16 protein-coding genes, 1 pseudogene and 1 riboswitch are annotated in these 22,182 nt (G+C 73.0%); of the genes and pseudogenes, 7 read left to right on the forward strand and 10 right to left on the reverse strand.

Going from position 1 to position 22,182, the window contains the following annotated elements; translation table 11 throughout:
- Window positions 1–45: 45 nt before the first annotated feature.
- From R6Y94_RS02910 to R6Y94_RS02920, 3 genes are all read left to right on the forward strand, one after another.
- Window positions 46–864 carry a S1 family peptidase gene (locus R6Y94_RS02910; protein ID WP_318394178.1) on the forward strand — a complete coding sequence of 273 codons (819 nt, stop codon included), beginning with the start codon at window positions 46–48 and terminating at the stop codon, window positions 862–864.
- Window positions 865–1,572: 708 nt separating this feature from the next.
- Window positions 1,573–1,980, forward strand: coding sequence for a peptidase inhibitor family I36 protein (locus R6Y94_RS02915; RefSeq protein ID WP_318394179.1), 408 nt, complete (start codon window positions 1,573–1,575; stop codon window positions 1,978–1,980).
- Between the two features lie 546 nt (window positions 1,981–2,526).
- Window positions 2,527–5,694 carry a LuxR C-terminal-related transcriptional regulator gene (locus R6Y94_RS02920; protein ID WP_318394180.1) on the forward strand — a complete coding sequence of 1,056 codons (3,168 nt, stop codon included), beginning with the start codon at window positions 2,527–2,529 and terminating at the stop codon, window positions 5,692–5,694.
- A 15-nt stretch (window positions 5,695–5,709) separates the two neighbouring features.
- On the opposite strand, the gene R6Y94_RS02925 is transcribed toward R6Y94_RS02920, so the two are convergent.
- On the reverse strand, window positions 5,710–6,387 hold the full coding sequence (locus R6Y94_RS02925; RefSeq protein ID WP_318394181.1) for a BON domain-containing protein: 678 nt from the start codon (window positions 6,385–6,387) through the stop codon (window positions 5,710–5,712).
- Window positions 6,388–6,722: 335 nt separating this feature from the next.
- Between R6Y94_RS02925 and R6Y94_RS44985 the strand changes: the two are divergent.
- Window positions 6,723–8,111, forward strand: a pseudogene (locus tag R6Y94_RS44985) (hypothetical protein); the annotation flags it as partial.
- A gap of 1,062 nt (window positions 8,112–9,173) precedes the next feature.
- Here R6Y94_RS44985 and R6Y94_RS02935 read toward each other — a convergent pair.
- Together R6Y94_RS02935 and R6Y94_RS02940 are read right to left on the reverse strand one after the other, a co-directional pair.
- Window positions 9,174–9,593 carry a hypothetical protein gene (locus R6Y94_RS02935; protein WP_318394183.1) on the reverse strand — a complete coding sequence of 140 codons (420 nt, stop codon included), beginning with the start codon at window positions 9,591–9,593 and terminating at the stop codon, window positions 9,174–9,176.
- Between the two features lie 188 nt (window positions 9,594–9,781).
- Window positions 9,782–9,925, reverse strand: coding sequence for a hypothetical protein (locus R6Y94_RS02940; RefSeq protein WP_318394184.1), 144 nt, complete (start codon window positions 9,923–9,925; stop codon window positions 9,782–9,784).
- A gap of 441 nt (window positions 9,926–10,366) precedes the next feature.
- Between R6Y94_RS02940 and R6Y94_RS02945 the strand changes: the two genes are divergently transcribed.
- Window positions 10,367–10,738 (forward strand): STAS domain-containing protein, encoded by a 372-nt coding sequence (locus R6Y94_RS02945; RefSeq protein WP_318394185.1) that lies wholly within the window; start codon window positions 10,367–10,369, stop codon window positions 10,736–10,738.
- 48 nt (window positions 10,739–10,786) lie between these two features.
- Here R6Y94_RS02945 and surE read toward each other — a convergent pair whose 3' ends face one another.
- The 4 genes from surE to R6Y94_RS02965 form a co-directional block, all read right to left on the reverse strand.
- A complete protein-coding gene (surE, locus tag R6Y94_RS02950) occupies window positions 10,787–11,614 on the reverse strand; it encodes a 5'/3'-nucleotidase SurE (RefSeq protein WP_318394186.1) in 828 nt (275 codons plus the stop codon).
- Window positions 11,611–12,588, reverse strand: a complete 978-nt coding sequence (locus R6Y94_RS02955) for a 1-phosphofructokinase family hexose kinase (protein ID WP_318394187.1) — start codon at window positions 12,586–12,588, stop codon at window positions 11,611–11,613. The genes surE and R6Y94_RS02955 overlap by 4 nt, the downstream gene beginning before the upstream one ends.
- Window positions 12,589–12,798: 210 nt before the next feature.
- A complete protein-coding gene (locus tag R6Y94_RS02960) occupies window positions 12,799–13,377 on the reverse strand; it encodes a hypothetical protein (protein ID WP_318394188.1) in 579 nt (192 codons plus the stop codon).
- 96 nt (window positions 13,378–13,473) lie between these two features.
- Window positions 13,474–13,815 carry a YnfA family protein gene (locus R6Y94_RS02965; protein ID WP_318394189.1) on the reverse strand — a complete coding sequence of 114 codons (342 nt, stop codon included), beginning with the start codon at window positions 13,813–13,815 and terminating at the stop codon, window positions 13,474–13,476.
- A gap of 280 nt (window positions 13,816–14,095) precedes the next feature.
- On the opposite strand from R6Y94_RS02965, the gene R6Y94_RS02970 reads away from it, so the two are divergent.
- Window positions 14,096–15,337 carry a cellulose-binding domain-containing protein gene (locus R6Y94_RS02970; RefSeq protein ID WP_318394190.1) on the forward strand — a complete coding sequence of 414 codons (1,242 nt, stop codon included), beginning with the start codon at window positions 14,096–14,098 and terminating at the stop codon, window positions 15,335–15,337.
- A gap of 111 nt (window positions 15,338–15,448) precedes the next feature.
- Here the strand turns inward: R6Y94_RS02970 and R6Y94_RS02975 are convergent, their stop codons facing one another.
- The 3 genes from R6Y94_RS02975 to R6Y94_RS02985 form a co-directional block, all read right to left on the reverse strand.
- Window positions 15,449–16,552, reverse strand: a complete 1,104-nt coding sequence (locus tag R6Y94_RS02975) for a hypothetical protein (RefSeq protein WP_318394191.1) — start codon at window positions 16,550–16,552, stop codon at window positions 15,449–15,451.
- A 6-nt stretch (window positions 16,553–16,558) separates the two neighbouring features.
- Window positions 16,559–16,686: riboswitch (cyclic di-AMP (ydaO/yuaA leader) on the reverse strand.
- 249 nt (window positions 16,687–16,935) lie between these two features.
- Window positions 16,936–17,850 carry a cation diffusion facilitator family transporter gene (locus R6Y94_RS02980; protein ID WP_318394192.1) on the reverse strand — a complete coding sequence of 305 codons (915 nt, stop codon included), beginning with the start codon at window positions 17,848–17,850 and terminating at the stop codon, window positions 16,936–16,938.
- A gap of 152 nt (window positions 17,851–18,002) precedes the next feature.
- Complete coding sequence (locus R6Y94_RS02985) at window positions 18,003–20,702, reverse strand: ABC transporter permease (RefSeq protein ID WP_318394193.1); 2,700 nt, start codon at window positions 20,700–20,702, stop codon at window positions 18,003–18,005.
- Window positions 20,703–20,745: 43 nt separating this feature from the next.
- On the opposite strand from R6Y94_RS02985, the gene R6Y94_RS02990 reads away from it, so the two are divergent.
- The gene (locus R6Y94_RS02990) at window positions 20,746–22,149 is read left to right on the forward strand and encodes a DM9 repeat-containing protein (protein ID WP_318394194.1); all 1,404 of its coding nucleotides are present in this window, start codon (window positions 20,746–20,748) and stop codon (window positions 22,147–22,149) included.
- The last annotated feature ends 33 nt before the right edge of the window (window positions 22,150–22,182 follow it).

The following is a 22,182-nucleotide window of genomic DNA, read 5'->3' on the forward strand; positions in this document are numbered from 1 at the left end:
TAGTGTGCTGCCTGACCACGACTCCGACACCCCTGGAGGTCCGTCATGTTCCGACCGCACTCGGCGCGCGTACTCGTCCGCCGTACGTGCCTGGTGGCCGCGTTGGTCGTTGCCGGCCTGGCCCTGCCGGCCGTCGCCTCGGCGGCGCCGTCGACCGCGTACGCGAACGTGCCGGCGGCGTCCGGCGAGCCCGCACCGGGAGCCACCGACGGCGACGGCGGCGTCGGCACGCTGGTGGTGAACGGCCGGCCGGCGTCGGAGAACTACTCGTTCCTGGTCTACACCTCGGGCTGCTCGGCCTCGCTGATCAAGGCCAACTGGGTGGTCACCGCCAAGCACTGCCCGACACCGAGTTCGGTACGGGTGGGCAGCGTCAACCGCACCAGCGGTGGCACCGTGGTCAGCGTGGTACGGGCGGTGAACCACCCCTCCATCGACGTGAAGCTCTTCCAACTCGGCAGTTCGGTGAGCCACGCCCCCGCCGTCATCCCCAGCACCTCCGGCGCGGTCGGTACGGCGACCCGGATCATCGGCTGGGGGCAGACCTGCCCGGTCCGGGGCTGCGGCTCGGCGCCGACCGTCGCCAACGAGCTGGACACCTCGATCGTGGCCGACAGCCGCTGCTCCGGCATCAACGGGGCGTACGAGATCTGCACCAACAACACGAACGGGAACGCCGGCGCCTGCTACGGCGACTCCGGTGGCCCGCAGGTGCGCAGCATCAACGACCGGTGGAACCTGATCGGCGCGACCAGCCGGGCGGGCAACAACAACTCGACCTGCGCGACCGGGCCGTCCATCTACGGTGACCTGCCCTCCATCCGGTCCTGGATCAACACCCAGGTCGGCGGCCTGCCGTCCTGACCAACTCCGTTTCCGAAGACCCGACCGACCCGGGCCCGGCGACCAGTTCGCCGGGCCCGCGCCGTGTCGCCGGTCGGGGTCGGGGTCGGAGCGACGTACGAGAAATGCGTAACGGGCCGGAAACTGTATCGCCGTAGTCGTACGTCGGCCTTGGGTGGTTATAGAACGGTTGACATAAACGGTGCCGAATCGGGTTGCGGGTTGGTTGTGGCCATGATGGCGTCGTGTTATGGTATCGACGCTGTTTGATGGCTCGGCCGGGATGATTCCTGCTTTCTCCACCGAGGACCGCGTACGGGGGCGTCGCGTGAGTGTGAGAATTTTCGCTGTTCGATGCCGCACAATGGCGTGCCGGGCAAGAACCCGATCGATGACTCGCTGACACCACGCGGGCCACGGCCACCGCCGGGTATGCCCGCGCCGCCGCCTGCCGGTCACGGGCCGGCATCGGGCGGTCCGGCGACCGCTCTCGTGCCCGAGCGCCACCAACGCCGGGCGAGGCGGCGTCACGTGCGGATACGTCGGCACATCGGGCTGCGGGCGTACGAGTCGTTCCGGGTGTTGCGGCGTTATACCCGGCCCCCGTGCCGCAGCCGAGGCGTCGACGTCGAGCCGTACCCCGACACACCCGCACCCGGTTTACCGGTCAGGACCCCTCCCTGCCTTCCGCCATCGTTCCTGGAGTTGGTCAGAAAAGGGGGAAACACCATGCGCAAATCGCGCGTCAATTATCAGAATGGTCTCCGAGTACTGCTGTCGCTGACCACCGCGGCAATTATCGGTGGCGCGTACGCCGGGCCGGCAGCGGCCGCCCCGGCAGCGGCAGACGCGGCGGCGACGAGCAGTGGCACCTGTGAGTTCCTCCGGGCACTGTGCCTGTTCGAAGGGACCTCGTACAACGGAGCACGGTTCACCGTTTCCGCGCTGGACCCGACCGTCGGGGCCTGTGTCGACCTGGTCGAGCACGGCTGGGGCGAGCGGGCCCACTCCTGGATCAACACGAACAGCCGGGCGGCCCTGCTCTACGTCAACGACGACTGCACCGGCCGGCCGATGCTGCTCAGCGGCAGCAACCCGTCCTTCACCTTCCCGGCGAAGAGCGTCTTCGTCTACTGAACCCGTCAACCCCGACAGCGCACCGGAGGGCGGCCGGGGAGAGGCTGACCGCCGGACGGCAACCGCGAGAGCAGCCGGGAACGGCTGGAACAGCCAGGAACGGCTGACGACCGGGCACGACCGCCGGCAGAGCCGGTCGGCCGGGAAGGCGGCTCCCCGGCCGGCCGGCGAGGCGGTCGTGCCGGCGGTCCGCACCCACCGCAGCACCTCGCCGGTCTCGGCCAACTGCTTCGCCTGGCGCAGCGCGATGCGTACCGCCGCCCGGCGGTCCTCGCCGACCAGCCCCGTCACGCCGGAGCGCGGCGCCGGCCCACACCAGTCACGCCGGAGCGCGGCGCCGGGCCGCCAGCCACGCCGGAGCGCGGCGCCTGGTCGACGGCGCGTGGCAGGCTCGCCGCCGGGCCGGTGCGCGATCTCCGCCACCTGGGCCGTCATCGTCCGGCGGTGCCGGGTGAACCAGGGTCGTCCGCAAGGGGTGAACCGCGACGGGTCGGGTATCCGCCTCGGGCCGTCGCGTCGGGACGGGCCGAGGGAGGTGGGGCATTGTTGGAACGGATCGAGGAACTGGCCGGCACGGTCGCGCCGGCCACCGACAGGACTGCCGCCGGCCCGGACGGTGGGGCGGAACGTTCGGCGCCGCCGCTGCTCACCGCGAAGCTGGCCGCCGCGCCGCGCTCCGGGGCGGTGTTGTTGCCCCGGCCCCGGCTGTTCCAGCTGCTCGACCTCGGGACGGCCGGCCCGCTGACCCTGGTCTCGGCCTCGGCCGGCTGGGGCAAGACGGTGCTGCTGAGTTCCTGGTGCCGGGCTCGCAACGCGACGGACAGCCGGGCCGGAAACAGCCCGGACCGGGGCCCGGTGGGCTGGCTCTCGCTGGAGCCGGGTGACGGCGGGGCGCGGCTCTGGTCATATCTGTACGCGGCGCTGCGTCCGGCCGTCGACGGGCAGGAACCGGACGAACCGGATCCGGGGTACAGGCTGGAGTCCCTCGCCGAGCAGTTGGCCCGGCGTACCGGGCCGGCGACCCTGATCCTGGACGATCTGCACCAGGTGGACGATCCCGAGGTCTCCAGTGGGCTGGAGTTCCTGCTCCGGCACACGGCCGGCCGGTTGCGGCTGGTGATCGGCTGCCGTACCGACCCTGGGCTCGCACTGCACCGCTGGCGGCTCAGCGGAGAACTGACCGAGATCCGCGCCGCCGACCTGGCGTTCCGCACAGACGAGGTCGCCGACCTGTTCTCCGCGTACGGCGAGCCACTGCCGCCGGAGCAGATTCGCCGGCTGGTCAACCGCACCGATGGCTGGCCCGCCGGCCTGCGGTTCGCCGCGCTCGCCCTGCCAGGCCACCCCGACCCGGCCCGGTTCGTGGACGAGTTCACCGGAGAGCATCCGGACGTCAGCGACTATCTGACCGAGGAACTGCTCGCCGGCCTCTCCGGTGACGCCCGGGAGGCGCTCTGCCGGGCGTCACTGGTCGAGGGCTTCTCTGCGGAGCTGCTGGACACGCTGACCGGGCGCACCGAACCGGCCCGGGTACTGTCCGAACTGGACCGTCTCGGCGGGTTCGTGATCCCGCTCGGCGGCCGGCCAGCGGCGTACCGGTGCCATCCGATGCTCGGCGAACTACTCCGGTCCGAGTTGGCCCGCCGCCCCGCCGACCAGGTGGCCGAGCTGCACCGTCGGGCCGCCACCTGGTTCACCGCGAACGAGTTGCCGGCCGAGGCGCTCCGGCACGCGCTCGCCGCGCACGACTGGCCGTACGCGATCGGCGTGCTGCTGCGGCACTGGCCGGATCTGGTTCCCTACGGCCAGTACGCCCCGAACCGGCCGGCGCCGCCGGCGCCGCCCCCGGAGGTGGTCCGCGCCGACCCGGAACTCGGCCTGGCCTGTGCCGCGGACCGGCTGGACGGGGGCGAGCCGACCGCCGCCACCGGGTACCTCGCGCTGGCCGCCGAGCACAGCGACCTGCTCGACACCCCTCGCCGGCACCGGTTCAGGCGGATCTCGGCGGCCCTGCGGCTCGCCGCCGCCCAGTCGGCCGGAGACGAACCGGCGGTACGAGCCGGGGTCGACGATCTCCGCCGCCCGGATCCGCTGGCCGGTAACGCCGACGTCGCGGTGGTGACCGTCGACCCGGGCGCGCTGCTCGGCCCCGCCCCGGCCGCCCGGCTGGACGTCGACGGGGGCCCGGTCGTGGACGTCGACGGGGGCCCGGTCGTGGACGTCGATGTCGAGGCATATGTGGACGCCGACCAGATCGACCTCGGCCAGCTCACCTTGCCCGAGTCGGCTCGGACCAGCTTTCTGGACCAGGGCCGTCCTGACCTGCCCGACGCTGCCCGGACCGACCTTCGCGATCCCGGTCGTCCTGACCTGCCCGACTCGGCCCGGGCCGACGTCCTCGGTCTCGGCCGAGCCGACCTGGGCGCGGCGGGCTGGGCCGGCCCGTCGGGCTCCGGTCTGGGGGACCCGCCCGACGCGGGGCGGCTCGGTATCGCGCCGGTCGACGGCGGGGATTCCGACCGGGACGACCTCGAACTCCGGGCGAGAGCGGTGGCCAGGCTGGTGCCGGGGACGATTCGGTTCGGGACGGGCGACCCGACCGCCGCCGAGCCGGAGATCGCCGACGGGCTGGCCGAGGCGATCCGGGCGGAGCTGCCCCGGGCCCGTCGGCTCTGCCTGGGCCGGCTGGCACTCGCCCGGGCGATCCGGGGCGAGCTGACCGGCGCCGACGAAGCCGCCCGCGCGGCACTCGGCGCGGCGCCCTTCGGTGGGCTGGTCCGGCCGGCCGACGGCGTACACGGGTATCTCGCGCAGGCGCTCGTCGCGCTGTACCGGGACCGGCCGGACGACGCGGACGCGCATCTGGCGCTCGGCGTCCGGGCCGCCGAGTACGTCGACGAACCGCTCGTGCACGGAGTGGCCGGCATCATCCAGGCTCGGCTGCTGCGTGACCGGGGCGACCTGACCGGTGCCCACCAGGCGCTGGCGGCCAGCCGCCGCCGGCTCGGCGACCGGGCCGAGGCGCAGCCACTCGCGCACTGGCTGCTCGCCGCCGAGGCGGAGCTGTGGATCGAGCACGGCGACGTCGAGCTGGCCAGGGGCATGCTCACTCCGGCGCTGGAGCGGGGAACGGCTCCGGTCGAGCCGGTGGCGGTGGCGCTGTCCCGGGCCCACCTGCGGGCGCGGGAACCGCAGGCCGTCCTGCGTACGCTGCCGGACTGGGCGGCGCCGGCCGGGGCCGGTGGGCCGCTTCCGCTGCGGCTGGCGGCCGGACTGCTCGACGCGAGCGCGGCCCGGTTGACCGGCGACCACCGCCGCGCCGCCCGTGTCCTGGAACAGGTGCTGCGGTTGGCGGAGCCGGAGGGCTTCCGCCAGCTCTTCACCCGGGCCGATCCACCGGTACGGGACCTGCTCGCCGCCCACCTCGACTCGGGTACGGCGTACTGGCCGATGGTGAACGAGCTGCTCGATGCCGCCGACGGGACGGGCGGCGCGGCGACCCCGGCGGCAACGCCGCTGGCTGAACCGCTGACCGAGCGGGAGCTGACCGTGCTCCGCTACCTGCAGAGCATCCTGTCCAATGTGGAGATCGCGGCGGAGCTCTCGCTCTCGGTCAACACCGTCAAGACGCATGTCCGGAACATCTACCGCAAGCTCGACGCCACCCGGCGCCGCGACGCCGTACGCCGGGCCCGCGAACTCAACCTGATCTGACCTGAACCCAAAGCCTCACCGCCGTACGGTGATGTGGTTGTCGACCTGCGTGACGCCCGGCGCCGACCACGCGACCCGTTCGGCCTCCTCGCGTTCGAGCCACGACCGGACGTTGCCGGTCAGCACCACGGCGTCGCCCTCGATCCGGATGTCGATCCCCGCCGCGTCGGTCTCCACGCTGCGTACCAGTGCGCTCTGGATCCGCTCGGAGATCTCGTCGCGCTCCGGTCGTTCGTGCGGTTGCACCGAAATCCCGTTGGTGAGGCCGCGCACTCCGGCGAGCCGGCGTACGGCCTGCTCGGCGGCGCGTCGCTGGTATTCCCACTCGACGTCGCCGCGCAACACGACCCAGCCGTTGGAGACGGTCACGTCGACCTCGGAGGTGGGGACGAAGGCGTCCCACTCCAGTGCCCGGGTGACCGCCGCCGCGATGTCGGGGTCGTCGCGCTCGGCCGAGGAGGGCAGGCGTACCTCGAGGTCGTTCGCGACCGCCCGGACCCGGTGTACCCGGTGCGCGGCCCGTTCCGCAGCCCACTTCTTGGCGTAGTTGTCCACCCAGCCGCGCAGCGTCACCACGCCGTCCTGCACCGCCACACCGATCTCGTTCGGCTGGACCCGGGGTTCCCAGGCCAACTCCGCCAGGATGTCGCGCTGGATCTCCTCGTCAGTCCGGCTCGTCGCGCGGCTGGCCATTCTCGCTCCTCCGACGGTCGAGTGAACCTTCTCCAACCCGAACCGCGTGGCGTCTGCGCCCCGACTTCCACCCTGGGCTGCCACGACGGACCGCAGGGGAGGTGGAAAAGGGTTCAGTGCGGTGGTCCGGGCGACCGGTAGGCTGCGCCCCGCCGGTCACGTCCGCGGTTCGACTCTGACCCGCCCTCGGGTGAGCGACCCTCACCCGTGCGGGGTGAGCCGGAGAGGGCGTGACAGCCCCGGCGGACATCAGGAATCATCAATCCCGGTGTGCTCCGGGGCAGACGCCGGTGTGGTGCGGGGGACAGGGCCCGGGCCGGAAGGAATGGGCAGGGATGACGATCGAACGGCAGATGGCACCGGCCGGACCCGACGACCGGGCCGGCGACGGATCCCGCGACGGGCGGGCCGGCGACGGGAATGACGAGCGGACGGGACCGTCGCGGAGCGGCGCCACGCCGTCCGGCCCGGGTCGGACGCCCCGGGCCCCGTTCCTGGTGCGCCTGGTCAGCCACGAGTGGACGCTGGCCGTGCTCGGCGGGCTGCTGCTGGCCGTGGTGCTGACCTGGCCGACCCTGCGCGACATCACCAGCACGGTCCCGCAGGACATCGGGGATCCGACCCTCCAGGCGTGGCAGATCGCCTGGGGCGGCCACGCGGTGCTGAACGACCCCACCCAGTTGTGGCACTCCAACACCTTCTATCCGGAGCCCTACACCTACGCCTACTCCGACACCCTGCTCGGCTACGCCCCGGCCGGCATGATCGGCGAGGGTCCGGTGGCCGGCGTGGTCCGCTACAACATCCTCTACGTGCTGGTGCACGCGCTCGCCTTCGTCGGGGCGTACGCGCTGGTCCGGCAGCTCGGTGCGGGTCGGATCGGTGCCGCGGCGGCCGGGGTCGCCTTCGGGTACGCCCCCTGGAAGCTGGCCCAGGCCGGGCACCTGCACGTGCTCTCCATCGGCGGCATCGCGCTGGCCCTGGCAATGCTGGCCCGGGGACACGGCTGGTCGCTGCAGCACGGCTACCGGCCGGAGCGGCGCCGCCCCGGCTGGGCCTTCGCCGGCTGGCTGGTGGCGGCCTGGCAGATGACCCTGGGCTTCGGCATCGGGCTGCCGTTCGGCTACGTGCTGGCATTGGTCTGCCTGGCCGCCGGCGCCGGCTACGCCTGGTCGTGGTGGCGGCGCCGGTCCCGTCCGCCGTTCGGCCGGCGGCTGCTGCTGGCCGACCTGGCCGGTGGGGTGGTGTTCGGCGGGGTCAGCATCCTGATGGCGTTGCCCTACCTGGAGGTGGTGGCCCGGCACCCGGCCGGCCGGCGGACCCTGGCGCATGTGCAGATGTTCTCGCCGCCGTGGCGGGGTTTCCTGGTCGCGCCGCCGGAGAACTGGCTCTGGGGGGAGCGGCACGCCGCCGCCCGGGCGAGCCTCAGCTTCGCCGGAGAGATGACCCTGCTGCCCGGGGTCGTGCTGATCGGGCTGGCCTTCGCCGGGCTGTTCTTCTCGGTGTGGCGGCTGCGGCACCGGATACTGCTCACGGTCGGCGTACTGGTCAGCGTCGGGCTGGCCAGTGGCACCACGCTCGGCGGCGATGGCGATCCCGGGTACGCCACCCTGGTGCTGCACGCGCCCGGCTTCGACGCCATCCGGACCTCCGGTCGGCTGGTGCTCTGGACGACCCTGCTGCTCGGCATCCTGGCCGCCGGTGCACTGACCGCGCTGACCCGGATCGGCACGGAGCCGTCCGGTGACCGGCCGCCGGACGGTACCCCCGTCGAGACCCGGCCGCCGGACGGTACCAACGTCGACACCCGGCGGGAAACCGCCGACACCCCGCCGGGAACTGCCGACACCCCGCCGGCCACCGCCGTTCCGCCGGCCACCGCCGTTCCGCCGGCCGGCGCCGAGCCCGCTGCCGGCCAGCCCCGAGCGGAGCCGGCGACCGTGGACGAGACGGTGCCGTCCACCGAACCGGGCCAGCCCGGCCCGGACCACGGTCCGGACCAGGCCGCGCCGGCCGCACCGCACGCGGGGGAGCGGCCGGGCAGCCCGGTACCCGTGCTGCGGATGGCTGCCTACCAGCCGCCGCCGGGCACCGAGGAGCAGCCGGACCGGCGGGTACCCGGGCGGCGTGCCGCCGGGTTCCGGAGGGCGCTGGTCCGGTTGGTTGCACTGATCCCGCTCGCGCTGATCGTCGTCGAGGGGGTCAACACGACCCCGCACGCCCCGGTGATCCCGCAGCCGGCCGCGTTGCGCGGAGCCGAGGGCCCGCTGCTGGTGCTGCCGAGCAGCGGCACCCTGGAGTTCAGCGTGATGCTCTGGTCCACCGACGGCTTCCCGGAGATCGTGAACGGCCTCGCCGCCTTCACCCCGGACTCGCAGGCGCAGACTCTCGGCATCACGGCGAGCTTCCCCGACCGGCTCAGCGTCGACCATCTGCGTCAACTCGGCGTCCGTACCGTCGTGGTGTTGCCGGAGTACCTGCCCGGGACGCCGTGGCAGGAGGTGCTGAACCGGCCGGTCGACGGCTTGGGCGTCACCCGCGAGGAGGTCGCCGGCTCGGTGGTGTTCCGGCTCGGCTGAGCCCCGGCCCACCGCCGGGCCGCCCGCCCACGGCCACCCGAGCAGCACGCCGCCGCCGAGCGGTGAGCCGCGCGCGGAACTGAACAAGGCTGAGCAAGGCGCGCGGAATCGAGCGAGGACCGGGGCCGCACCTCCGGGCCCGGCACGGGAACGCACCGGGCCCGGCTTCCGCGGACCTGCCCGACCGGCCGGGCAGGTCCGCGGGGATCAGGTGGTGTCGACCCGGACCGGTGAGTTGGCCCGGTCGACGTCCACGAACTCCAGCCCGTCGCTGGCGGGCAGTTCCTCCTCGGCCCGGGCCAGCGCGGCCCGGGACGCGGCGGAGGCGGCCCAGGCCAGGGCGGCGCCGAGCAGGCCCGCCCCGATCAGCCACCCCCAGGGAAGTCCTGGTCGGCGGCCGGCGAGGGCGTCGTACGCCCGGCTGGCCCGTACCCGGGCCTCGTCGGTCACGGCACCCACCCGGTCGCCGGCATGGCTGGTGAGGTGGGAGCCGGTCTGCCGCGCCGAGCGGGCGGTGTACTTCACCGAGTCGCCGGCCGAGTTGATCGCGCTGGTGAGGTGTTCCCACGCCTGGTCCGCGATCCGCTCGGGCTTGCTCTGATGTTTCAGCAGGTTCGTTCCGAGCATCGTGCTACCTCCTCGGTTGCCGAACGAAGCGGCCACTTCGGACAGAGGCGTCTGTTCGGCGCGGTTGCGGGGTTGCTACTCGGGAGGTGCCCAGGCGTGTTTCCTGGCAAACCCGGGATCACCTCCCGAACTGCCGGAATCGCCGGGATCTCGTGCCGGTGTGCCGCGGGCGGGTCAGCCGCAGCCAGTCAGCCGAGCAGGACGACGGACGCGCGCTGGGCGAAATCGTCGTCGTCACCGTCGTCGTCATCACCTCCGCCGCCGAATCCGCAGGCGAGTACCAGTGCCAGCAGCGCGCCGACCCCAGCCAGTCCGATCAGCTTCCTCAGCATCAGGTGTCCCTTCCCGAGCCTGGGTCGTCCGTCCCGCGACGGACAGATCACCTCATGCTAGGTGCTCCCCGGCACACCCGCCCCGCTGGCGGACACCTGCCCCGGTGGTCCCACCGGCCCCGCCGGGCCCGTCGATCTGTCGCATAGGCGACAGGGATTCGGGTACCGGCGGGCGGCGGCGCGGGGCGAGGTACGACACAGTGCACCGGTGGCCCGTCCCGACCTGCGGCACGGCTACGCTGAGGGCGTGACGGTGGAGGTACGGAAGCCGGCGGCGCAGGAAAATTTAGCGTAGTTTGCCCCGTTACCGGGTAGGTTTGTCGGCTCGTTGAATAGATTGCCCGTCCGGAAGGGTGGCGATCGGGGCCGTGAGAGGAATACTCTCGGTCGCGGCCCGCGTACTGATTAGGCGCCCGGACATGGGCGAGTGGAGGTGCTCGCGTGAGCCTGTCGATCGTCAAGTCGGTCTTGCCTGGTGGAGTTGTGGAGATCGCCCCTCGCGGAGAAATCGACGTCGATACGGCGTACGAGGTTCGTGAGGCGATCGCCGGAGTTCTGACCAAGGGGCGACCGTCCAGGATCGAGCTCAACATGCGACTGGTCAGCTTCATCGACTCCGTCGGAATCAGCGCCATGGTCGCCGGCTTCCAGACCGCGGAGGTCAGCGGCGTCAAGCTCGTGGTCACCGAACCGAGCCGGTTCGTTCATCGGCAGCTCTGGGTCACCGGGCTCCTCGGCCTCTTCGGCGCGCCGGAGCCCTACTTCGCCGGCGCCGCGGCTGCTGGCGAGGAGGTCAAGGTCCCCGGCGCCTGACCGTCCCCGGCCCGCAGTCTGATCATCGCGGACCGGGAATCCCACTCCTCACCGCGGATCGTCCAGTCCGGACAGATCCACGTCGGACGCCTCGGTGACCGCCCGGATCGCCGTCACCGAGGCGTAACCCTCCGCCAGCCAGGCCACGTCCGTGCCCGGCTCGACGTACTGACCGGATTCCTCCAGGGCGGTACGCACGAAACCCTTGCCGGCTTCGGCGACCGTCATCTGTACCTGCCCGAACCCGGCCAGGGTGCCTCGGCGTATCCCGCGCAACCGCTCGTACGGCAGGTCGGGGGAGTTCACGTTCAGCACGCTCTCCACGGGCCCTGCGGTCAACCGGGGCAGCAGGTCCAGCGCCACCCGGGCCGCGGTCGCCCAGTTCCGCCGCTCGTCCCGGTCAGGTCGGGTGACGGCCGCCGCCGCACCGCCGCTTCCGGTGCTCGCCTCGTGCACGGAGAGTACGTCCAGGGAGACCGCGAGCCCGTGGCAGCCGTTCGCGGCGGCGGTGAACGCCGCACCGACCGTACCGGAGTGCAGCACCGCACGGCCGGCGTTCGCGCCCCGGTTGATCCCGGAGAGCACCGCCGACGGTGCCGGCCCGAACGCCCCGTGCAGGGCGATCAGCGTGATCAGCGCTGGCGAGCCGGCCACTCCGTACGCCGGGACGCCGGGCAGCTCCTCGATCGGGTGCTCCTCGACGATCACCCGGCCGTCCCGCTCCACCGCGCTCATCGCGGCGCTCGCGCCGCTGGCCTCCTCGCTCGGGGCAGCCACCACCACGTCCCACCCGCGCTCCGCCGCGGTACGCGCCAGCCAGCGCAGCCCGGGGGCCGCGATCCCGTCGTCGTTGGTGACCAGTACCCGGATCGTCATGACGTCGTCGTTCGGTGCGCCAGCTCGTCGGGGGTCAGCCGATCCTGCCGGTCCACCCGCATCGGTGCCAGTTTCACCCGGTCGACCAGGCCGGCGATCGCGTCCGGCCGGCCGGTGCCGAGCCCGTGCCGGGTGACGTTCAGCGCGCCCGCCGCCGCCCCGGTCCGGACCGCGAGCCGGATGTCGCCGCCCTGGGCCAGCACCGCCGCCACCCCGGCGGTCATCGAGTCGCCGGCACCGCGCGGGTCCGCCACCTCCAGCCGGGGCATGTCGAGTTGGGCCACCTCGCCGTCGACCAGCACCAGGGCCGGCTCCTCGGCCCGGCTGACCACCACCGACCGGGCCCCCTGGGCGTGCAGCGCCTGGATCACCCGGATCAGCTCCGCCTCGCCGTCGTCGGCGGCCAGGCCGTCCCGGAGCAGCTCCTCGTGGCTGGCCTTGAGTACCGACACGCCGCTGTCCAGTACGGCTGCCAGGTGCGGACCGGAGAGGTCGGCGACCACCCGGCTGCCGTTGTGGCCGAGGTCGGCGGCGAGCCGGCGGTAGATCTCCGGTGCGACCAGGGACGGGTGGCCGGGGCCGCTGAGGATGCTGACCTCGGCGCCCAGCCCCTCGCTGAGCGCGAGGTTGTAGAGCTCGTCCAGTTCGTGCCGGGCGAGCGGATGGCCCGGCACCGAGGCGATCTCGTGGCGCTTGCCGTCCCGCCGGTCGTGCACGTAGCCGCCGCTGCTGGACTGACGGTGGATCGCCCGGAGGTCGACTCCCTCGCCGGCCAGCAGCGGTTCGAGCACCTGTCCGATCTCCCCGCCGAGCCCGGCGCAGAGCACCACGGGCACGCCCAGACATTTGATCATCCGGGCCTGCCACACCCCCTGGCCGCCGGGGTGCAGGTGGAGCTCGGTCTCGTCGGCGGGCTGGTCGATGGTGACCGTCAACTGTGGATCAGGGGCAAAGACCATAACATGTCCGCTCATGCCCGTTAGATACCCTGTTAGTCGCTACTCATGCAGCTCCGGCGGCTGCGCTGGGGACCGTTCCGGTTCCAGGTCGCCTACCGGGCCGACCTGCTCCGGTTGGCGGCCGACGAGCTGGAGATGGTGGTCCGGCAGTGGCCGCGTACCACGCTGCGGAACCGGACCCGGGTGACCCGCGAGGCCGACGCGCGGTACGCCTCGATGTCGAGATCACCCTGTCGGCACCCGCACCGCTGTTTCGGTACGCGTTCCGGCGGGCCCGGGCCGCGCACCTGGACCTCGCGTCCCGGCTGCCGGGCGCGCTGGCCGCTGCCCGGTCCTGACCGCACCGGCCCGACCGATCCGGCCCCACGGTTTGTAGGTGGAGAGCACCGTGGCGACGACCAGCAGCGTGCTGGAGACGATCGGCGCCGCCAGCAGGCCCTGTCGGGCGTCCGGTGGAGTCGCCGCACCGAGTTCGGCGGCCTGCAGGTTCGGCAGCAGGGCGAAGAGCACCGCGCCGAGCATCACAGTGGTGATCACCATCTTGACCAGCACCCACCGGTGCCTGACCAGCCCCCAGGGCGTGAGCAGCGCGCTGGCGACGCCGACCAGCCAGGCGAGCACGCTCAGCGGCACGAAGACGGCCTGCCCGACCAGGGCCATCACCGGATAGACCACGTCCGGGTCGGAGCCGCGCGCCCCGGCCACGCCGAGGGTCAGCAGTACCACGTCGACCCCCAACCAGCCGACCGCGGTGACCACGTGCAGGGTGAGGAGGGCTTTTCGCCACGGCGGAGAGAGCGTCATGCCAGTGATGGTGCCGGCGGAACGGCACCGCGACGTCGTGCCGGTGTGGATGTCCCGGATACGCAGATCGACGTACCGCCGGTTCCCGGCGACGGGTCAGCGCCAGGTGTCGGTCCAGGTCGCGGTGCATCCGGCGGTGGACGGCCCGCACGTTTTTGTAAATGTTGCCGGGAAGCTATCACGGCGAAACCGGTCCACCAGTACGGCCCAGTCGAGCGAGCCGGCCACGAAGACGCCTCCGTACGCGGCGAGCACCCGACCGAAGTGCGGATCGGGCTGGGGCGCCGCCACGAAGCCGTAGCCGGCCAGTGCCAGCATGCCGGCGGCGACGAAGAGCAGGCCCCGGTTCTCGGGTACGCCCTGCCGGACCAGCCGGGCCCCGCCGATCTCGGCGACGCCGGCGAGCAGGAACAGCAGCAGCGAGCGCGCGATCGTCACCCCGTCATTGTCGCTGGCCGGAGCGGCCGAGCTGACGGCAGGAGCCCGGGTCGGGCCGGTTGCTTGCATCGATGGTTGTCTCTAAGCTTGGTCGGCGCCGTTACGCGACCGGTACGGGCTGGCCGGGGCGTCGTGGTGGATGGTTGATCATGGGAGCTGGTCACGGGAGTCCAACGAGGGCGGTACGCGCCGCGCGCGCCGGCCACTCGTCGTCGTAACAGCACTGCCGGCACGCGCCAGGGGCGGCGACGGGGCCGGCAGTCGTCCGAGAGGAACTCCCATGCGGATCTCCGCACCGTACCGTCGCGTCTCCCTGGCCCTGGCCACGGTGACCGCGATCGCCGCGAGCAGCGCCGCCGTGCTCGGCACCGGGATGACGCCGACCGCGCGGGCCGCCGCCGGCTGCCTGGTCGACTACACCGCCAACCAGTGGACCGGTGGCTTCACCGCCGCCGTCCGGGTGACCGCCGGGGACACCCCGGTCAACGGCTGGACCGTCACCTGGACCTACGGTGGCGACCAGCAGATCACCAGCAGTTGGAACGCCCAGGTCAGCCAGTCCGGCGCGACCGTGACCGCCCGGAACGTGGCCTGGAACGGGTCGCTGCCGGCCGGCGGCTCCACCGAGTTCGGCGTCCAGGGCAGCTACGCCGCCAGCTCGGCGGCGCCGACCGGGTTCACCCTCAACGGCGAGCCGTGCAACGGTGCCGAGCCGACCACTCCGCCCGGCACCGCGCCGCCGACGACCAGGCCGCCGACGACTCCGCCCACCAGTGCCCCGCCGACGGTCACCCCGCCGCCGACGGTCCCGCCGACCACTCCGCCGCCGAGCGGCTGCGGTTCGGCGGTGCTCTGCGACGGCTTCGAGAACCAGACCGGCACGGCACCCTCCGGCGACTGGAACGTCAGCTACCCGGACTGCTCGGGCAGCGGCACCGCCAGCATCGACACCTCGGTCGCGCACCAGGGCACCCGGTCGGTACGGATCAACGGCGCCGTCGGCTACTGCAACCACGTCTTCGTCGGCTCCACCCGGGATCTCGGCAGCGTCGGAGCGGTGCGCTACGCCCGGCTCTGGGTCCGGCACACCACCGCGCTGCCGACTTCGCACGTGACCTTCCTGGCCATGCGGGACGCGGGCGACGGCAACCGTGACCTGCGGATGGGTGGGCAGAACGCCGCCCTGCAGTGGAACCGGGCCTCCGACGACGCCACCCTGCCGGAGCAGAGCCCGAACGGTGTCGCGCTCAGCGCGCCGCTGCCGGTCAACCAGTGGACCTGCCTGGAGTTCATGGTGGACGGCGCGCAGGGCCGGCTCTCCACCTGGGTCAACGGCACCGCGGTGACCGGGCTGACCGCCGACGGTACGCCCACGCACGACGTCGACGGACAGTGGTACAACCGGGCCAACTGGCGGCCGAGCCTCACCGACCTGCGGCTGGGCTGGGAGAGCTACGGCGAGGGCGCGAACACGCTCTGGTTCGACGACGTGGCGCTGGGCTCGGCCCGGATCGGCTGCTGACCGGCGCACCCGGTTCGGGGTACGGCCGGGTGCGGAACGAGAACCGCCGGCACTGCCCAGGGGTGGCGGGCGGTGCCGGCGGTTCGCGATCGGTGCGTCAGGTGCGGTCGATCAGTTCATCGACAGGTGCACGTGGTTGGTGTGGTCGCTGGACGGGTCACCGTTGCCCCCGTTGTACGTCTTCCAACCGCTGCTCGGCAGCCAGATCTGCTTGAACCAGATCACGTACAGCACGCCAAGTCGATCGGCGTTTCGCACGAAGTACGCCGCCAGGTTGTTGCCGTACGTCCGGTCGCCGCCGGTCGCCACCCCGCCGAACCCGTTCTTCTGGGCGGCGAAGTCGCAGGCCTGCCCCTTCGGATGCTCGCCGCTGCCGCCGCTGCGGAAGCAGGAGACGAACCGGGTGAAGCCGGCCGCCTGGGCCTGCTTCAGCGCGTGCAGGGTGCGCGCGGTGATGCAGCCGCTGGTGGTCGGGTCGTCGAGACTGCACGACTCGTCCGGGAAGGAGCCGTCGGCGTTGCGGGGTGCCGGTCGCGCCGACCCGCCGCCGCTGCCGCTGATCCCCGAGCCGGCGCCGCCGCTGTTGTTCGCCGCCGCCAGCGCCCGTTCGGCCTGCTTCTTGCGGGTCTCCATCACCTCGACCTGCTTGCGCTGCTCGCCGACCTCCTTGTCGAGCGCCGCCTTGGCCTGGGTCTCCTTGTCCAGGCTCTCCCGCAGCCCGCGCAGCTCCCGGCTCTCGTTCGCCGAGATGGTGTCGAGTGCGGCGGCCCGGTCCACCAGGCTGGTCGGAGAACCGCTGTTGAGCAGGGCGGAGACCTGCCCGAGCCGACCGGTCCGGTACGCCATGTCGGCCATCTCGGCGACCCGTTCGCTCCGGCTCGCCACCTCGGTGCGCAGCGCGGCGAGCTGCTGGTTCAGTTCCGTCTGCCGCTTGACGGAGTTGGCCAACCTGTTCTTGGCGGTCAGGTAGCCCTTGCTGGCGGCCTGAAGCTGCTCGCGCAGGCTGTCGGTGCCTCCGTCGATGTCGTCCCCGCCGGGTGCTGCGGCCAGCGTCCCGGGGGTCGCGTACTCCGGTGCCGCGGCGGCGGGTGCGCCGCCGAGTGCCGCGAGGACCATGCCCAGGGCGACGGCCACGGTCGTCGCGGCCTTCCGGGGCAGTCTCGTGGCTCTCCGCGCGGGTGCCGGAGCCTGTCGGGTGGGTGCCAGGAACGGCATATGACAATGTCCTTCCGTCAGCCGCCGACCGGGTTAGCTGACGGGTTCGGGACGGAAGATCCCTACCGCTGGCGCGGATGCACCCCTGGTACGTGGTTCCCCGGCTCGCGCATGCGATTAGGCGACGGTCTCCGCAGGCGCCGGAGGGCGCCGCCCGGCGGAGACCGGAGCCGAGCCTACCGGCAGTTGCCGCCCGGGGATACGTGGCGTTGCCGGAGTTAGATTCACGATTCTCCTACTTCGCAAGGATGTATCCGGACAAAAACCTCAAGTGCCGGATCGAAACTTAAGATGCCGCTAACTATCGGTGAGCCTCGACCTCTCCTGAGGCGGAATTCCGACAGTTTCCGGCCGGCCACGCCGTGACGCAGCGTCGCGAACGGTCACCAGTCGGTGGGCCCGCAGCCTCCGGGGGCGGTGTTGGGCTCGACCTGGAGGGTGGCGTGCGAGATGTGGAAGTCCTCGCGCAACGCCGACCGGGCCGCGGCGAGTACGGTACCGACCTCCGCATCGCTATCCAGCCTCAGGTGCGCCGAGGCCACCTCCATGCCGGAGGTGAGGGTCCAGACGTGCAGGTCGTGTACGTCGCAGACCCCGGGTACGCCGGCCAGCCGGGCGCGTACGGCGGCCACGTCGAGGTGCTCGGGCGCGGCCTGCACCAGGATGCGTACGGCGGTCCGGCCGAGCCGCCAGGTGCGGGGCAGGATGAACAGCCCGACCGCCAGGGCCACGATCGGATCGGCCCAGCGCCAGCCGGTCAGGATGATCACCACGGCGGCGACGATCACGCCCACCGAGTTGAGCAGGTCCCCGAGCACTTCGAGGTAGGCACCGCGCAGGTTGATGCTCTCCCGCGCGCCGGCCCGGAGCAGGCCGAACGCCGCCGCGTTGGCCAGCAGGCCGAGCGTGGCCACCAGCAGCATCGGCCCGGCCGCGACCCGGGGCGGGTCGTCGAACCGGCGTACCGCCTCGACCAGCACATAGAGCGCCACCCCGAACAGCAGTACCGCGTTGGCCAGCGCGGCCAGTACCTCCAGGCGGTAGAGCCCGAAGGTCCGCTGCGGGTCGCCGGCCGCCCGCCGGGCCGCCGTGATCGCGGCCAGCGCCATCCCGATCCCGAGCACGTCGGTGAACATGTGCCCGGCGTCGGAGAGCAGCGCGAGCGAGCCGGTGAACAGCGCGGCGACCGTCTCGACCACCATCAGGACGGCGAGCAGCCCGAAGGCGGCCCAGAGCCGTCCCCGGTGCCGTTCCGCCGCCCGGGTCAACCGCCCCCCGTGGTCGTGCCCGACCCCCAACGTCCCCTCCTTCCGGCCCGGTCGCCCCCGCCGTCGATACTGCCGGCCGGGCGGCGCCGGAAACCCGTCCTGTACGGAATCGGTGCCCCGTCCCTACCGGAGAACGACGCTGACCCGTCCCTACCCGAAGACGACGGGCGGGCGTGCCCGGCTCACCCGTCGTCGCCGAGGGTGGCGACGATCGGGGCCCGGGCGGCCCGGCGAGCCGGTAGCAGGCTGGCCAGCACCGCCGCCGAGGCGGCCAGCGCCGCGCAGAGGGCCAGCTGCCCCACCGGTACGGCCGGCAGCCCGTGCCCGTAGCTGCTGATCAGACCCATCGCCGCCGTCCACCCGAGGCCGAGCCCGAGGGCGATCCCGGACAGTGCCCCGACCGCACCGGCCAGGGCCGCCTCGGTCAGCAGCATGGTCGCCAGTTGCCGGCGGGACAGGCCCAGCGCCCGGACCGTCGCCGACTCCCGGCGGCGTTCGACGACCGAGAGCGCGAGCGTGTTGCCGATGCCCAGCACGGCGATCAGCACCGACATGCCGAGCAGGGCCGCGAAGATCCCCAGCAACTCGTCGAGGGTGCGGGAGAGCGCGTCGGCCTGGTCGGCGAGGCCGCGTACCCGGACTGCCGGCTGGTCGGCCAGGGCCGCGTCCAGCGCCTGCCGGCCGGCCGCCGTCGACACCCCCGGGGCGAGGTCGACCAGCAGCCGGTCCGGCTCCCCGGGGCCGTACGCGGCGGCGAACGACGCCCAGGGGACCAGGGCGGCACCGTCGACCGGGCTGTCGTCGTAGACCGCGACCACGGTCAGCGGTCCCGGTGGGCCGAGGCCGAGCGCGATCCGGTCGCCGATCCCGATGCCCCGGTCGGCGGCGAGCTGCCGGCTCACCGCCACCGTGCCCGGGGCCAGTCCGGCCAGGCTGCCGGCGGTCACCTCGGGGCGGATCGGCCCGTGCAGCCGCTCGGGCGGCACCGCCCAGACCCGGATCCGGTCGTCCAGCGGCGAGTTGGCCAGGCGTACCTCGGCGACGGTGCCGAACGCCGGATCGGAGCGGAGTCGCTGCGCCATCCCGGGCGGCAGCGGGCCGCGTACCGCCATCGGCGAGCCGTCGGTGCGGACCCGGTCGAGTACGAAGTCCACCGGGAAGTTCTCGGCCAGTTCCCGCCCGGCCTGCTCCCGGGCGGTCGCCAGCAGCACGCTGAACATCGCCATCAGGGCCACCCCGATGGTCAGCGCGGTACTGGTCGCCGCCGCCCGCCGGGGATTGCGTCGGGCGTTCGCCACGGCCAGCCGTACCACCGGACCGAAGAGCCGGGCCGGCAGCCAGCCGACCAGCCGGACCGCCCGGGGGACCAGCAGCGGGGCCGCCACCACCGCGCCGAGGAAGGCGACCATGCCGCCGCCGAGCACCAGCGGCAGCCCGGGAAAGGCCAGCGGCAGCCCGACCAGCACGGCCAGCCCGCCGACCCCGGCCAGGCCGAGCGCGACCGCGACCCGGGTACGGCGGCGCCGGCCACCGCCGGCCTCGACGGCGTCCCGGGACCGCAGCGCGGCCAGCGGCGCCACCCGGCTCGCCTCCACCGCCGGCACCAGCGCCGCCAGCACCGTGACCAGGGTGCCGAAGCCGAGCGCGACCAGCACGGTCGGCCAGCGCACCACCGGGGCGTGCAGCGGGATGTCCGAGGCGACCAGCTCACGACCCCGGATCAGCCCGTACCCGACGAGCAGGCTGGCCAGCAGCCCGCCGACCGAGGCGAGCAGGCCGAGGATGCCCGCCTCCAGGAGTACGGCGCCGCGCACCTGTGCCCGGGAGGCGCCGACGCAGCGGAGCAGGCTGACTTCCCGGACCCGCTGCGCGCCGAGCATGGCGAAGGTGTTGTAGATGACGAACGCCGAGACGGTGAGCGAGACCAGGCCGAAGCCGAGCAGTACGGCGAGGAAGCCGTCGACGTACTTGGCCGCCTGCCGGGCGAGCCGGTCCCGGAGGGTCTCCCCGGTCAGGGTGCGCGCGCCGGGGCCGACCGCCTCGGCGATCCGGTCCCGCAGCCGGGCCGGGTCGGTGCCCTCGGTGGCCCGGACCACCACCTGGGCGTAGTCGGCGGTACCGGTCAGCGTGCCGAGGTCGGCCGGGGCCAGCGCGGCGACGGCGGAGCCGCCGAAGAGCCGGTTCACCCCGAGGTCCAGTACGCCGACCAGGCGCAGCCGGTGTGCCGTGCCGGCCCGGTCCAGCACGGTCACCGGGCGGTCGAGCGCGAAACCGGCGCCGGCCACGGTGGCCCGGTCCAGGGCGATCTCGCCGGCGGTGCCCGGTAGCCGCCCGGCCGCCACGTCGTACGGGGCCAGCGCGGCGTCACCCGGCACCGAGAGGGCGTACCCGATGTGGTCCTGGCTGGTGATCAGCTTGCCGTTCCGGTCGAGTACGCCCAGCCAGGCCACCACCCGGCCGTCCACCGCCGCAACGCCGTCGACTGCCCGGACCCGCTGCACCGTCGCCGGGGTGAGCAGCCCGTGCTCCGGTTCCACCAGCACGTCCACGTTCCGGGCCGACCGGGCCAGGTCGGTGTAGAACGCCGCCCGGGCGGTGTCGCCGTAGACCAGCGTGCCGGCGAGGAAGCCGACCGCCACCACCACCGCGAACCCGGTCAGCACCACCCGTACGGCGTGTGCGCGCAGCCCGGCCAGGGCGAGCCGGAGCAGCGGCCGGTTCATCCGCCGGGGTGAACCGGCTCGACGGGGCGCATCGGACCAGTGTCGCCGGAGGCGGGGTGCCGCGCCGTCGAGCTGTCGAGATGTGGACAGGCCCGGCGCTGCCCCGAAGTACGGCGCTGCCGAGCCGTCGGCCGGCCCGCCGACGACCTCGTTAGCCACCGGTGGTCCACGATTCCTGAACTTGTTGATCTATCCTCACGGAATGGATATTTCGGCCGACGGATATCGCTGGGAGACCGCCCGCGGCGGCCGGATCCCACCTGGCGCGGTACCGCACGGCTACGAGGCGGACGGCGAGCCACTGTGGGCCTGCCGAGTCCGGATGAACGGCGGTGTGCACCCCGGCAAGGTCCGCCCCGGCTTCGGCGCCGCCCTGGCGGCCTGGGGCGGTAAAGAGGTCAGCGTCGACGAGTACGAGGTGCTGATGGATCGCGGCGTCTGGGGCGTCGCGTCCGGCGGCGCGGTGCCCGGGGATGCGCTGCCGGTGGGCCGGGAGAGCGACGGCGAACCGCTCTACGTCGCCCGCGGGGCGGTCGCGCTTGGCGCACTACACATCGGCAAGGTGCGGCCCGCCTTCGGCGCCGCGAACATCGGATACGGCGACGACGAGCACATCGTTTTTTCGTACGAGCTACTGCTGCGCCCGTCGTCTCCTCGGCCGGCGGCCCCGCGGCGTGCCGGGATCCAGATGGAACCCACCTACGCCGACTTCGGCACCGAGCCGCCACGCATCGGGAACGTCACGATCACCGACGTCGAACGGTCCTCGGCTGCGGGCGACCACCTGGCCATCGGTGCCGGTGGGTCGGTCGAGCTGGAGTTCGACGTGCCCGACCCGGCCGTCGTCCGCGAGGCCTGCGTCGCCCTCGTGGCGCTCGCGTCGATGCTCTCCCAGGCGCCCGGATACGCCCCGCTCACCGTTCGCCTCAACGGCAGACTTCTGGCCGAGCGGCTGCGGATCCCGAACGGCGGTGGACTCCCGCAACGGCTGGTCTTCGCGGTCCCGGCCGAGGAGTTGGTGGCCGGCCGGAACACGTTGCGGATCGAAAGCGGTGACGACGCCCGGAGCATGCTGTGGTTGTACCGGGTGACGATCGACCCGATGCACGCACACGATCAGGCGGGGCTGGCGCTCGAACGGCAGGCGATCGCCGAGCCGGTGCTGCGGTACACGAGCGACGCCGGCGAGGTCACCATTTTCATCGACCGCGGTGAGCAGGCCGTCCTCGACCAGGTGGCCTGGGCGGACGCGTCCGGCGCCGAGTATTCGATTACGTTCGAGAAGCAGCAGGCTGCCTTCTACGGCTGGCGACGGCAGCCGGGTGAGCGGCCGAGGGAGTTCCGCGGCCGGCTGATCGAGCGTGGCTCCGTCGCCAAGGAAGCTCGGCGCTTCTCGGCCGAGGAGGGCTGGGGCGGTGGGTGGCACCCCTCCGGCGACCTGCTCTTGGCGGTGGGTGTGGCTGGCCGCCCGGTCACCAGGCTGACCTGGCGCGACGGCCGTGGCAACAACGGCACGGTCGCCTTCGGCGACGGCGGGTTCCTGGGGACCTATCAGCGGGTTGGGGAGGGTCCCATCGGCTACCGCGGCCGTCCGGCGTGGTGGTGATTGTGGTGGGCCCGCGGGCGGTCAACTGCGGTA

Source organism: Plantactinospora sp. KLBMP9567 (genome assembly GCF_033446045.1).
Lineage (GTDB): Bacteria > Actinomycetota > Actinomycetes > Mycobacteriales > Micromonosporaceae > Plantactinospora.